We start from the raw sequence: 13,477 nt of genomic DNA on the forward strand, positions 1-13,477 counted from the left end.
CGAGGGGCGTGCGGTGACTTTTTGCAATCGTGCCGTGACCGCGCGGTTACCGCAGCGTACGCGAAGCGGTCAGAGGGCTGCGGCGCCGTGCTCGCGCAGCGCCTGGTCGTACTGCTGGAGCACCCACAACTCGTTCTGTACGGCGGCCAGTTGCGCCGGGTCCGAGTGCGTGCCGAGGCGGGTGAGGGTGCTCTGGATGTCGCGGACGCGGCGCTCCACGGCCCGGCGGCGGACGGTCACGAGCTGTTCGCCCGCATAGTTCTCGTCGACCGTGCGGCGCATGATCGCCTCGACGGCCAGCTCCGTGACCATCGCGCGAACCGTGTCGTCGGGCGCGGCCTCACGGACGCGGACGAGGTAGTCCTGTGAGTCCTGGACGCCGTACTCCGCGCCGCCCGCCTCCATGATCGCCTGGCGTACGGCGGCATAGGGCGCGGCGGTGAACTCGTCGATGCCGTAGGCGTCGAAGGCCGGGGAGACCAACTCGGGGCGCTGGAGGGCGAGTTTGAGGAGTTCGCGTTCGGTGGCGTAGACGGGGTTGCGGAGGTTGAGCGCCGGGCCGGACGGGGCCGAGGAGCGGGGCGCGGCCTCGTACGACTGCGGGCCGCGCGCCGGGGCCGGGCCCTTGCCGCCGCGGTCGCGGGCCCAACGGGCCAGCTGGGCCACCCGCTTGACCACGAACTGGGTGTCCAGGATGCCGAGCATGCCGGCCAGCTGGACGGCGACCTCGTGCTGGGCGCCGCTGTTCTTGATGCGGGCGACGATCGGGGCCGCCTCGTCCAGGGCGGCGGCCCGGCCCGCCGGGGTGTCGAGGTCGTAGCGGACGACGATCTGGCGCAGGGCGAACTCGAAGAGCGGGGTGCGGGGTTCGACCAGGTCGGCGACCGCCTCGTCCCCCTTCGCCAGGCGCAGTTCGCAAGGGTCCATGCCGTCCGGGGCGATGGCGATGTAGGTCTCGGCGGCGAACTTCTGGTCGTCCTCGAAGGCGCGCAGGGCCGCCTTCTGGCCGGCCGCGTCGCCGTCGAAGGTGAAGATGACACGCGCGCTGCCGTTGTCCATCAGCAGCCGGCGCAGGATCTTGATGTGGTCGCCGCCGAAGGCCGTGCCGCAGGTCGCGATGGCGGTGGTGACGCCGGCCAGGTGGCAGGCCATCACGTCGGTGTAGCCCTCGACCACCACCGCGCGGCTGGCCTTGGCGATGTCCTTCTTCGCCAGGTCGATGCCGTACAGGACCTGGGACTTCTTGTAGATCGCCGTGTCGGGGGTGTTGAGGTACTTGGGGCCGTTGTCCGCCTCGTACAGCTTGCGGGCGCCGAAGCCGACGACATCTCCGCCGATGTCGCGGATCGGCCACATCAGGCGTCCGCGGAAGCGGTCGATCGGGCCGCGGCGGCCCTCCTGGGAGAGGCCGGAGAGCAGCAGCTCCTTGTCGGTGAAGCCCTTGCCGCGCAGATAGCGGGTGAGGTGGTCCCAGCCCTGGGGGCTGTAGCCGACGGAGAAGTGCTCGGCGGCGGACTGGTCGAAGCCGCGCTCGGCGAGGAACTTGCGGCCGGTGTCGGCCTCAGGACTGGTCGCGAGCTGCTCGACGTACCACTGTGCGGCGATCTTGTGGGCCTCGACCAGACGGATGCGCTCGCCGCGCTGGTGGGACGGGTTGTACCCGCCCTCCTCGTAGCGCAGGGTGATGCCGGCCTGGCCGGCCAGGCGCTCGACCGCCTCGGAGAAGGAGAGGTGGTCGACCTTCATCACGAACGTGATGGTGTCGCCGCCCTCCTGGCAGCCGAAGCAGTGGAAGAGTCCCTTGCTCGGGCTGACCTGGAAGGACGGCGACTTCTCGTCGTGGAACGGGCACAGGCCCTTGAGGTTGCCGCCGCCCGCGTTGCGCAGCTGGAGGTACTCGGACACCACGGCGTCGATCGGGACCGCGTCCCGTACCGCCTTCACGTCCTCGTCGTTGATCCGTCCTGCCACGCGGTGATTCTACGGGGACGGGCTGACAGCCTCGGTTCTCAGGAGACGAGGCTTTCGAGCGGAATGTGCGGGTCCGCCAGGGCCTCCGTGTTCACCTGTGTCTTCGAGCGGATCAGTTTCTGGATGGGCTCTGTGACGTCCCACACGTTCACGTTCATCCCGGCCAGCACCCGGCCGTCCTTGATCCAGAAGGAGATGAACTGACGCTTGCCCGCGTCCCCCCGGATCACCACTTCGTCGTACGACCCCGCGGGCGCCCACCCGCTGTACTCCATCCCCAAGTCGTACTGGTCGGAGAAGAAATAGGGCACACGGTCGTAGGTGACGTCCCGGCCGAGCATCGCGCGGGCCGCCGCCGGTCCGCCGTTGAGGGCGTTGGCCCAGTGCTCGACGCGGAGGTGGGTGCCGAAGAGGGTGTGCGGGAAGGACGCCACGTCGCCGGCCGCGTAGATGTCGGGGTCGGAGGTGCGCAGGCGCTCGTCGACCACCACGCCGCCGCCGTGCGCACGGTCGGCGATCTCCAGCCCGGCGGCTTCCGCGAGGCCGATGCGGGGGGCCGCGCCGATCGCCGCGAGGACGTCGTGCGCGGGGTGCTCCTCGCCGTCGTCGGTGCGGGCCGCGAGGACCATGCCGTCCTGGCCGACGATCTCCGTCAGCTGCGCGCCGAAGTGGAAGCGGACGCCGTGCTCGCGGTGCAGCTCGGCGAAGAGGTTGCCGAGCTCGGGGCCGAGGACCGCGTGCAGCGGGGTCTGCGCGGGTTCGACGACGGTGACCTCGGCGCCGTACTCGCGGGCCGCCGCCGCGACCTCCAGACCGATCCAGCCGGCACCGGCGATCACGATGTGCCCGTTGTCCCGGCCGAGGGCGGTCAGCACGTGCTTGAGCCGCTCGGCGTGCGCGAGACGGCGCAGGTGGTGCACGCCGGCCAGGTCGGTCCCGGGGATGTCGAGGCGGCGCGGCTCCGCACCCGTCGCCAGCAGGAGCTTGTCGTAACGGACGAGCGTGCCGTCCTCGCCGAAGCGGACGGTCTTCGCCTCGCGGTCGATGGCGTCGACGGTCTCGCCGAGGTGCAGCTCGATGTCGTTCTGCGCATACCAGGCCGGCTCGTGCACGAAGACGCTGTCGCGCTCCTCCTTGCCGAGCAGATAGCCCTTGGAGAGCGGAGGGCGCTCGTACGGGTGGTCGCGTTCGTCGCAGATCAGTATCACGCGCCCGGTGAAACCCTCCGCTCGGAGCGTCTCGGCCGCTTTCGCGCCGGCGAGACCGCCTCCGACGATGACGAATGTCTGATCCGCGTCGACCACTTGATGCCTCCTAGCCGGGGGTCTGGGGGTGTCCCCCCAGAAAGCACAGCACACAGCGGGTGCCGCCACATGCGAGCGTCCCGCACGGAGCGTGAGGGGGGAAGAGGGAGTGGCCCGATCAGGCCACGGAGGGTCACATTCGGGCTCGTTCGGCGTCCCCGCGTCCCGTCAGTCTCACAGATGCCCCGTCAGACGTGCGTGAAGCGAACGGGCCGATGCGTCGGTGAGCGAGGCGATCTGGTCGACGATCACCCGCTTGCGGGCACGGTCGTCGCCTGCCTGGTCGAACAGGGCACGGAACTGGGGGTCCAGGCCGTCCGGGGCGCGGGCGGTGAGCGCCTCGGCCAGCTCGGCGACCACGATCCGCTGGTCGGCCCGCAGCAGCTCCTGTTCGGCGCGCTGCATGACGTACCGGTCGGCCACGGCTTTGAGGACCGCGCATTCCAGCCGCGTCTCGTGCGGTACGACGAGCTCGGCGCCGTAGCGGGTGAGGCGGCCGGCGCCGTACGCAGCGCGCGTGGCGGTCTCGGCGGCGAGGCAGAAGCGGCCGATGAGCTGGCTGGTGGCGTCCTTGAGGCGGGCCTGGGCGACCGCGGAGCCGTCATAGCCGTGCGGCCACCACTCCTGGTCCTGGAGGCGGTCCAGGGCGGCGGCGAGCTCGGCCGGGTCGGTGCCGGCGGGGACGTAGCGTCCGACGGCGACCGCGAAGACCGCCTGGCGTTCGGGCTCCGCGTGCAGGCAGTTGGGGTCGATGTGACCGGCGTGCAGGCCGTCCTCCACGTCGTGCACCGAGTACGCCACGTCGTCCGACCAGTCCATGACCTGGGCCTCGAAGGTGGTGCGGGTGCCCGGGGCGTCCTTGCGGACCCAGTCGAAGACGGGGCGGTCGTCCTCATAGACGCCGAACTTGGGGGAGGCCGGGTCGGTGGGGTGGGCGCCTCGGGGCCAGGGGTATTTGGTGGCGGCGTCCAGGGCGGCGCGGGTGAGGTTGAGGCCTACGGAGCCTTCCGGGGTGAACCGTTTGGGTTCGATGCGGGTGAGGAGTCTGAGGGATTGCGCGTTGCCCTCGAAGCCCCCGCAGTCCTCGGCGAATTCGTTGAGCGCCTGCTCGCCGTTGTGGCCGAAGGGGGGGTGGCCGAGGTCGTGGGAGAGACAGGCGGCTTCCACCAGGTCGGGGTCGCAGCCGAGGGCCGCGCCCAGTTCGCGGCCTACCTGGGCGCACTCCAGGGAGTGGGTGAGGCGGGTTCTGGGACTGGCGTCCCATACCTGGCTGCGGGTTCCTGGGGTGACGACCTGGGTCTTGCCTGCGAGCCTTCTGAGTGCGGCGGAGTGCAGTACGCGGGCGCGGTCGCGTTGGAAGGCGGTGCGGCCTGGGCGCTTGTCCGGTTCCGGGGCCCAGCGTTCTGTTGACTGCGCGTCGTACGACATGTCTCGACAGTAAGCGCAGGCAGTGACAAATGGGGTGTGCCTGGTCGTCTGCCGGGTTCTGTTGTGTTGCGGCTGCGGGTGCGTTGTGGCTCGTCGCGCCCACGCGGCGGAGCCGCAAATCGATACAGCCGCGCGCCCCTGACGGAACTGCAGTCGCCCCCGCGCCCTAAGCCGACGCCAACTCCGGTTCCGTTGTCGTTACCGGGGTTGCCAATGCCTGGTCGTAGCGGTGGAGTACGAGCTTCGCCATCGCCGGGTGTGTGCCCAGCGGGGCCGAGGCGATCCAGGGGGCCGCTTCCGCGGACTCCGTGGCGAAGCGGCCCGGGGCCGTGAAGTACGAAGCCACCGCCACCCGGTGTCGGCCGCTCGCCGCCAGGGCGCGGATGGCGTCCGGGACCGTGGGGGCGGCTGTGGTGGCGTAGGCCGGGACGACCGGGACTCCCAGGCGTTCCGCGAGCAGCTGGGCTGTGCGGGTGGTGTCGATTTTCGACTCCGGGTCGCGGGAGCCTGCCGCGGCGAGGACGACCGCGCTGGTGCGGCGGGTGGCCTCGTCCATGTGCGTGTCCCAGCCGGCCTCGATCAGGCGGGCGCGCAGGGTCTCCACCAGGAGGGGGTGCGGGCCGAGGGCGCCGGCCACGCGCGCGCGTACCTGTGACTGGGCGGCCATCTCGGGGATGTCCCGCTTGATGTGGTAGCCGCGGCTGAGGAGCAGGGGGACGAGGACGGCCTCGCGGGTGCCGAGCGTCGCGAGGGTGTCGGGGAGCAGCGGGTCGTTCAGCTCGATGTGGCCGAGGTGGACCGGGAGACCGGGGCGCTGCTCGCGGATGCGGTCCAGGAGCGTACGGACGGTACTCAGGGCGCGCGGGTCGCGGCTGCCGTGCGCCACGACGACCAGCGCGGGCGCGGCCGGGCGTCGCCTGCCGTCCAGGGAGACGAGGCTGAGCTGGCTGGCGAGCTGGCTGCTGATCCGGTTCATGAGATGCGCCGTACTGTCGAGGTGGCCGGTCGGGGACTCGTCGCGAGGAGGGTTCGACGCCGTCATGGACCGATGGTGGCGGCCGGAGGTTGCCGCCCCGTTGCATGAGAATGACAGGCGTTTTCCGGCGGTTCACGGCGGGGGGTGTGGGATGTGTGAGGGGATCTGACCTGCGGTTTCCTTCCTCGGAGTGAACCTGGTCACGTATCGTGTGCGAACCGCGGAGCCTGACAGGACGTCTCTGACTGTCGAAGAGCGGGCCGGAGAAGGGGGACTCATGCGCAGACCACGCCTGCCACGCACGCGTGCCGGGCAGCGCAGGCTGGTGCAGGCCGTGATGGCCGGGTGTGTGCTGGCGCTGCTGCCGGTGACCTGGTTGTACGTCACGACGGGTGACCGGCTGCGGACGACCGCCGACGCACCCCGCACCGAGGTCGCCGTGGTCTTCGGCGCGGGCCTGTGGAACGGCGAGCCCTCCCCGTACCTCGCGAACCGCCTCAGGGCGGCCGCCGAGCTGTACCGCGAGCACCGTGTCGAGGTCGTCCTCGTCACCGGCGACAACAGCCGCAAGGACTACGACGAGCCGGACGCCATGCGCACGTATCTGAAAAAGCACGGTGTACCGGACGGACGGATCGTCAGCGACTACGCGGGCTTCGACACCTGGGACTCCTGCGTCCGCGCCAAGAAGATCTTCGGTGTCGACAGGGCCGTGCTCATCAGCCAGGGTTTCCACATCAGGCGGGCGGTCGCCCTCTGCGAGGCGGCGGGTGTCGACTCGTACGGCGTCGGGGTCGCCGCCAAACACGACGTGACCTGGTACTACGGCGGTACCCGTGAGATCTTCGCGGCCGGCAAGGCGGCCGTGGACGCCGTGTTCCACCCGGACCCGCAGTTCCTCGGGCCGAAGGAGACGGGCGTCGCGAAGGCACTCGCCGACGCCCGGTGAAGGGCGCCTCACCGCCGCTCCCCGCCGGGCGGGAGGTCGCCGTGCCGCCCGCGTAACAAGGAGCCGTCCCGCACGTAACACAGCCGAAGCACGCTGAGTGGCATGCAGATCTCCGCGACGCCCACGCACTGCCCGTACTGCGCCCTGCAGTGCGGGATGAACCTGACGCCCGCGCCGGACGGCACGGTCGAGGTGAGCGAGCGCGCGGACTTCCCGGTGAACCGGGGCGCGCTGTGCGGCAAGGGCCGTAGCGCGCCGGCCGTGCTCTCGTCCCGGGTGCGCCTGACCTCCCCGTTGGTGCGCTCCGGGGGCGCTCTGGTGCCCGCCACCTGGGACGAGGCACTGGACCGTGTCGCCGGGGGGCTGCGCCGGACGCGTACGGAACATGGCCCGGACGCGGTCGGCGTCTTCGGCGGCGGCGGCCTCACCAACGAGAAGGCGTACACGCTCGGCAAGTTCGCCCGGGTGGTGCTCGGCACCTCGCAGATCGACTACAACGGGCGGTTCTGCATGTCGTCGGCCGCGGCGGCCGGCACCAAGGCGTTCGGCCTGGACCGGGGGCTGCCCTTCCCGCTGGAGGACATCCCGAAGACGGGCTGCGTGATCCTGGTCGGCTCCAACCTCGCGGAGACCATGCCGCCCTCGCTCAGGTTCTTCAACGAGCTGAAGGAGAACGGCGGCACACTGATCGTCGTCGATCCGCGCCGAACCAAGACCGCCGAGCAGGCCGATCTGCATCTGGCACCGCGGCCCGGTACGGATCTCGCGCTGGCGCTCGGTCTGCTGCACCTGGTGGTGGCCGAGGGACGGGTCGACGAGGCGTACGTCCAGGAGCGCACGACCGGCTGGGAGGACGCCCGGGCGGCTGCGATGGCGCACTGGCCGGAGTACGTGGAACGGATCACGGGGGTGTCCGTTCCCCAGCTCCGGGAAGCCGTACGGCTGTTCTGCGAGCCGGAGAACGCGATGGTGCTGACCGCGCGCGGGCCCGAGCAGCAGTCCAAGGGCACGGACACGGTCGGCGCGTGGATCAACCTGTGCCTGGCGACCGGCCGCGCGGGCCGCCCGCTGTCCGGGTACGGCTGTCTGACCGGGCAGGGCAACGGACAGGGCGGACGCGAACACGGCCAGAAGGCAGACCAGTTGCCCGGCTACCGCAAGCTGGACGACCCGGCGGCGCGACGGCATGTGGCCGAGGTGTGGGGCGTGGACCCCAACTCGCTTCCCGGGCCGGGGCGCAGTGCGTACGAGCTGCTGGACGCCCTGGGTACGGACATCAGGTCGCTGTTGCTGATGGGGTCCAACCCGGTCGTCTCGGCGCCGCGTGCCGCGCACATCGAGGAGCGCATCAAGTCGCTGGACTTCCTGGCGGTCTGCGATGTCGTCCTTTCGGAGACGGCGGCGCTGGCGGATGTCGTGCTGCCCGTCACCCAGTGGGCGGAGGAGACCGGCACGACGACCAACCTGGAGGGCAGGGTGCTGCTGCGGCGGCGCGCGATCACTGCTCCCGACGGTGTCCGCAGCGATCTGGAGGTCATGCACGAACTGGCCGACCGGCTCGGCGTGGAGAAGGGCTTCCCGACCGACCCGGAGGAGGTCTTCGAGGAGCTGCGGCGGGCCAGCGCGGGCGGGCCAGCCGACTACTCGGGGATCACCTACCGCAGGCTGGCGGAGGAGAACGGGGTGTTCTGGCCGTGTCCGGCGGACGCTGAGGACGACAAGAGGGCCTCCGCCGCCCAGGGGGTCTCCGCGAACGCCCACCCCGGCACCCCGCGCCTCTTCCTCGACCGTTTCGCCACCCCGGACGGCCGGGCCCGCTTCGTCCCCGTCTCGCACCGGCCCTCCGCCGAGGAACCGGACGACGAGTACCCGGTGCTGCTGACGACCGGCCGGGTCGTCGCGCAGTACCAGTCCGGCGCCCAGACCCGCCGCGTGGACGAGCTGAACGCCGCGGCGCCGGGCCCGTTCGTGGAGCTGCACCCGCGGCTCGCCGCGCGGCTCGGGGCGGCGGAGGGCGACCCGGTGGCGGTGGTCTCCCGCCGGGGACGGGCCGTCGCACCGGCCCGCATCACCACCTCGATCCGCCCGGACACGGTCTTCATGCCCTTCCACTGGCCGGGCGAGGGCCGCGCCAACACGCTCACCAACCCCGCCCTCGACCCGACCTCACGGATGCCGGAGTTCAAGGCGTGTGCGGTGCGGCTGGAGACGGTTCGGTCCTAGCCGGGTCGGGCGGACTCATCCGACCCGCCAGTCCCCGCTCTCGATCAGCTTCCCCCGGGCCCGCAGGCGTGCGGCGACGGCGGGGGCGGCGACGTACACCCAGGCGCGTACGGCCGTGTCCTCGCCCTCGCGGATCACCTCGCGCTCGACGCGCTCGTAGAGGTTGCGCGGATCGCCTGAGGTGTACTCCTCCAGCCGGTCGAGGGCCACGAGCAACTCCTCGTACATCTCCGGCATTGCGGTCACGAGTTGCCCGTACACCACCCCGCCGCGCTCCTCGACGGCGTACGGATAGCCGGGTCCGTCGTACAGGACCGCGCCGTTCAGCCGCGCCGGCTCCTCGGCCTCCGTGCAACCGCGCAGGAACAGATCGTGGTTGACCTCGCCGGGGAGGAGGGTGCCGTAGACGAAGAACGGGAGTCTCACAAAAACGATTCTCTCTCGTCACACACCCCCTCCCATACCTCCCAGTACGCGCTATGGACCTCGCCGTGTCATGGCCCCTTAAATCTTCGTCAACACCCTGCGCCGCTTCCCCACGCGCCCCTTGGCGCCTTCTCGAGGAGATCGATGAGCCGGATACGTATCGACGTCCGAGGTTCCCGTCGGCTCGCCGCCCTCGGCGTGGCCGCCACCACCGCCAGTCTGCTGGCAGCGGCCCTCTCCCCCGCCGCGGTGGCCGACGAACAACCGACCAGGGCGGGCGCGATCGCGAACGCGGCATCGGCGCTCCTGGCGCACGCCGCGAGCCTCGGGCTCACCTCCGAAGAGGGCACGAAGGTGCGGGACGTGATCGTCGACAAGGACGGCACCCAGCATGTGCGCTACGACCGGACGTACCGTCAGCTTCCGGTTCTCGGCGGTGACTTCGTGGTCCACATGGCCTCGGACGGAACGTATCGCAGCGCGAACCGGGCGACGCGGAGCAAGATATCCCTCGCCTCGATCGTCCCCTCCATATCGGCACCGAAGGCCGCCGACCTCGCGGCGAACGCCCTGCGCGCGGTCAACCTCGGCCAGACGCTGAAGAAGCTGACGGCCCGCCCCGAGCTGGTCGTCGACGCCCTGCACGGAACGCCGAAGCTGGCGTGGCGGACCAAGGTCGCGGCCAAGGACTCCCTGGGCAACCCGGTCTCCCGCACCGTCCTCACGGACGCCCGCACCGGCCGTCAGATCGACGCCTGGGACGACATCGAGACGGCGACGGGCGACGGCAAATCGCTGTACAGCGGGACGGTGCCGCTGGAGACGACGGCGTCGGGATCGACGTACCAGCTCAAGGACGCGACGCGCGGCGGCACGTACACGGGTGACGCGTCGAACCAGACGGACCTGTGTTTCCTGACCAGCATCTGCGTCAGCCGCGCCCCGTCGACGGTGTTCACCGACGCGGACAACCACTGGGGGTCGGGCACGGACGCCGACCGCGCCTCCGCCGCCGTGGACGCCCAGTACGGCACCAACATGACCTGGGACTTCTACAAGAACTCCTTCGGCCGCAACGGCATCGCGAACGACGGCAAGGGCTCCTACAACCGCGTCCACTACGGCAACAAGTACAACAACGCCTTCTGGGACGACAGTTGCTTCTGCATGACCTACGGCGACGGTGACGGCACCAGCCTCGGCCCGCTGGTCGGCCTGGACGTGGCCGGCCACGAGATGACGCACGGCGTCACCTCCAAGACCGCGGCCCTGACGTACTCGGGCGAGTCCGGCGGCCTCAACGAGGCGACGTCCGACATCCTCGGCACGCTGGTGGAGTGGTACGCCAACAACCCCTCGGACCCCGGGGACTACCTGATCGGCGAGAAGATCGTGCGACCGGGATTCGGCCAGGCCGCCCTGCGCTACATGGACAAGCCCTCCAAGGACGGCAAGTCGGCGGACTACTGGAGCTCGTCGGTGGGCAATCTCGACGTCCACTACTCCTCGGGCGTCGCCAACCACTTCGCCTACCTCCTGGCGGAGGGCAGCGGCGCGAAGACCATCAACGGCGTCAGCTACGACTCCCCGACGTACAACGGCAAGACGGTGACGGGCATCGGCCGGGACAAGCTCGGCCAGATCTGGTACCGGGCGCTGACGGTCTACATGACGTCCTCGACGAACTACGCGGGGGCGCGTACGGCGACGCTCAGCGCGGCCAAGGACCTCTACGGCGCCGGGAGCACGGAGTACAACGCGGTGGCGGCGGCTTGGAGTGCTGTGAATGTGAACTGAGCTATCACCGGGTGGGAGATGCGGCCGCCACGGTCTTCGGGCCGGGGCGGCCGCTCGGTGTGCGTACGGGATGGGTCGCCGCAACTCCGCCTACTGCCCGTACGGCCGCCTCTCCGGCGCCTCCCGCAAGGCCCTCCCCCACCACAGGTGACCGCGTGGAGAGGTTCTTGAGGCCGGCCGGTAGGAGTGGTTGTACCCGGGGGTGAGCACGACGAAGGCGTCCGCGGCCGCCAGTTTCGTGGTGGCCGATGAGCGTGCCGCCCTTGCCTCGGAGGCCGGGGCGAAGGTGGTGGGCAGGACCGAAGCGGCCGAAGGCCCCCCGCTCGAGCGAAGCCGAGAGTGGGGGAGGTCGCTGCCGACGACGAGGGTGACGGCGAGAGGGCTTCGGCTTCGAGAGGTGCATGTGTGGTCTGCATGCGGCCCAGCCCCGCACCTCGACCTTTCTTGAGGTCAAGCCTGCGCCGTGATCATCGGGTCACCCGTTCACACGCGCGCCGTGCGCCCATCGGGTGCTGTTCCGCGCATCCTCCGCCATACGCCGGTGACCTGCTGAAAGTCCGCCCGAGGACCCGCACCGCGCCCGGATCTGACACCCATTCACCGCATTTCTGACAGACCTTCAGGAAGCGGTCTCGGGCAGCTGGCACTTACCTCGGAAGGGCAGGGGACACCGAAGAGAGCTCGGAGGAGCATCGATGCGACGTACCGCCCGTCTGCTGACCGGTACCGCCCTCGCCGTCGCAGCCGCGGGCTTCGTGGCCGCGCCCGCGTACGCCGACGACGACGGCGGTGGCGGCGGTCTGGAGGTGTTCCCCTCCCAGGCCGTGCCGGGCACCCAGATCACGGTCAACACCGCGGAGTGCGGCACGGAGGGCACGGCGGCGGGCGACGCCGGAGCGGTGGGGGCCGGTGTCTTCACCCTGGCGCCGAGTGCGCACGACGGCGAGGCGGTCGGGCAGTTCCGGGTGCCGCCGAGCGCCCAGCCGGGGACGTACGAGATCGTCGCGCAGTGCGCCGAGGGCGACCGGCAGGTCACGGGCGACCTGGTGGTGACCCTGACGGCGGTCCACGGGCAGGAGCCCCACGGAAGTGTGAAGACGGGGGTCGGTGGCGCCCTGGGCCCCGATCCCGTGCAGACCGCGGCCGGCGTGACGGCTCTCGCCGTCGCCGCCGCGGGCGGTACCTGGCTCCTGCATCGCCGGGCGAGAGGCGACGGGATCTGACGGACACCCTCCGCTGTCCGTCCGCCGGTACCGCATGTCCCTCCCCCTCCGGGTCCGACGCCCCTCGCGGCTCGGAGGGGGCCGGGTACGACCGCTCGAGTCAGGTAGGAGGCTCGCGTGCGCAGAGTCAGCAACGGCGCGATAGGGACCGTCACCGTGGTCGCCCTGTGCTCCGGGGCGTGGCTGCTCGGGGGCGGCGCCGGGACGCACGCCCCGCCGCAGCCCTCCGCCGCGCAGGCGGCCCGCACCGGCCACGGCGGCCAGCCGCGCGGCGCGCCCGCGCTGCCGCCCTCCCCGCCCGACCGCATCCGCATCCCGTCGATCCACGTCGACGCGCCCCTCATGGGCCTCGCGCTCACCCCGTCGGGCAGCCTCGGGGTGCCGCCCGCCGCGAAGCGGAACCTCGCGGGCTGGTACGAGGCCGGCACCACCCCCGGGGAGAAGGGGACCGCCGTCGTCGCAGGCCATGTCGACAACGCGGACGGCCCCGCCGTCTTCTACGACCTCGGCGCCCTGAAGAAGGGCAGCCGCATCGAGGTGGACCGGCGGGACGGCAGCACGGCGCTCTTCTCGGTGGACGCGGTCGAGGTGTACGACGCCGAGCACTTCCCCGACGAGAAGGTCTACGGCACCGCGAACCGCCCCGAACTGCGGGTGATCACCTGCGGCGGAGGCTATTCGCGCTCAACCGGCTACGAGGGGAACGTGGTCGTCTTCGCGCACCTCACCGGGAGCCGCTGAGCACGGCTACCGCGAGCCGCTGACCACCGCCCCCGCGACCCTCCGCGCGCACTCCAGCGACTCCATGCGCGCGGTGTCCACCTCCACGCCGGACCACTCGCGGTCGACCGGCCACGAGAGGAAGGCCGCCCCGTTCGCGCACCTCACCGCGAGCCGCTGACCACCGCCGCCGCGATGACTCGCGCGCACTCCAGCGACTCCATTGCGCGCGGTGTCCACCTCCACGCCGCACCACTCGCGGTCGACCGGCCACGAGAGGAAGGCCGCCCCATTCGCGCACCTCACCGCGAGCCGCTGACCACCGCCCCCGCGATGACTCGCGCGCACTCCAGCGACTCCATTGCGCGCGGTGTCCACCTCCACGCCGGACCACTCACGGTCGACCGGCCACGAGAGGAAGGCCACCCCATTCGCGCACCTCACCGCGAGCCGCTGACCA

Annotated in this window: 10 protein-coding genes and 1 pseudogene; 5 read left to right on the forward strand and 6 right to left on the reverse strand. The window is 71.1% G+C overall.

From position 1 onward, the window contains the following. Window positions 1-69: 69 nt before the first annotated feature. From dnaG to ABD355_RS35765, 4 genes are all read right to left on the reverse strand, one after another. The gene (gene dnaG / locus ABD355_RS35750; protein WP_344405135.1) at window positions 70-1,971 is read right to left on the reverse strand and encodes a DNA primase; all 1,902 of its coding nucleotides are present in this window, start codon (window positions 1,969-1,971) and stop codon (window positions 70-72) included. A gap of 38 nt (window positions 1,972-2,009) precedes the next feature. Beyond that, a complete protein-coding gene (locus tag ABD355_RS35755; RefSeq protein WP_344405136.1) occupies window positions 2,010-3,275 on the reverse strand; it encodes an NAD(P)/FAD-dependent oxidoreductase in 1,266 nt (421 codons plus the stop codon). 174 nt (window positions 3,276-3,449) lie between these two features. Beyond that, window positions 3,450-4,703, reverse strand: a complete 1,254-nt coding sequence (locus ABD355_RS35760) for a deoxyguanosinetriphosphate triphosphohydrolase (protein WP_344405137.1) — start codon at window positions 4,701-4,703, stop codon at window positions 3,450-3,452. 166 nt (window positions 4,704-4,869) lie between these two features. Continuing rightward, a complete protein-coding gene (locus ABD355_RS35765) occupies window positions 4,870-5,745 on the reverse strand; it encodes a sirohydrochlorin chelatase (RefSeq protein WP_344405138.1) in 876 nt (291 codons plus the stop codon). Window positions 5,746-5,956: 211 nt separating this feature from the next. Here ABD355_RS35765 and ABD355_RS35770 point away from each other — a divergent pair, with 211 nt between their 5' ends. Further along, window positions 5,957-6,628, forward strand: a complete 672-nt coding sequence (locus tag ABD355_RS35770) for a SanA/YdcF family protein (protein WP_344405140.1) — start codon at window positions 5,957-5,959, stop codon at window positions 6,626-6,628. Window positions 6,629-6,730: 102 nt separating this feature from the next. Beyond that, the gene (locus tag ABD355_RS35775; RefSeq protein WP_344405141.1) at window positions 6,731-8,851 is read left to right on the forward strand and encodes a molybdopterin oxidoreductase family protein; all 2,121 of its coding nucleotides are present in this window, start codon (window positions 6,731-6,733) and stop codon (window positions 8,849-8,851) included. Window positions 8,852-8,866: 15 nt separating this feature from the next. Here the strand turns inward: ABD355_RS35775 and ABD355_RS35780 are convergent, their stop codons facing one another. Continuing rightward, window positions 8,867-9,277, reverse strand: coding sequence for a gamma-glutamylcyclotransferase family protein (locus ABD355_RS35780; protein WP_344405142.1), 411 nt, complete (start codon window positions 9,275-9,277; stop codon window positions 8,867-8,869). 144 nt (window positions 9,278-9,421) lie between these two features. Here ABD355_RS35780 and ABD355_RS35785 point away from each other — a divergent pair, with 144 nt between their 5' ends. The 3 genes from ABD355_RS35785 to ABD355_RS35795 all read left to right on the forward strand — a co-directional run bounded on the left by ABD355_RS35785 (window position 9,422) and on the right by ABD355_RS35795 (window position 13,038). Next, window positions 9,422-11,074: a M4 family metallopeptidase gene (locus tag ABD355_RS35785; protein WP_344405143.1), complete on the forward strand. Its 1,653-nt coding sequence runs from the start codon at window positions 9,422-9,424 to the stop codon at window positions 11,072-11,074. Between the two features lie 695 nt (window positions 11,075-11,769). Beyond that, window positions 11,770-12,297 (forward strand): hypothetical protein, encoded by a 528-nt coding sequence (locus ABD355_RS35790; RefSeq protein WP_344405144.1) that lies wholly within the window; start codon window positions 11,770-11,772, stop codon window positions 12,295-12,297. A 117-nt stretch (window positions 12,298-12,414) separates the two neighbouring features. Beyond that, window positions 12,415-13,038: a class F sortase gene (locus ABD355_RS35795; RefSeq protein ID WP_344405145.1), complete on the forward strand. Its 624-nt coding sequence runs from the start codon at window positions 12,415-12,417 to the stop codon at window positions 13,036-13,038. A 6-nt stretch (window positions 13,039-13,044) separates the two neighbouring features. Here ABD355_RS35795 and ABD355_RS35800 read toward each other — a convergent pair. Then, window positions 13,045-13,477, reverse strand: a pseudogene (locus tag ABD355_RS35800) (hypothetical protein); the annotation flags it as partial.

Source organism: Streptomyces longisporus, assembly GCF_039532765.1.
Lineage (GTDB): Bacteria > Actinomycetota > Actinomycetes > Streptomycetales > Streptomycetaceae > Streptomyces > Streptomyces longisporus.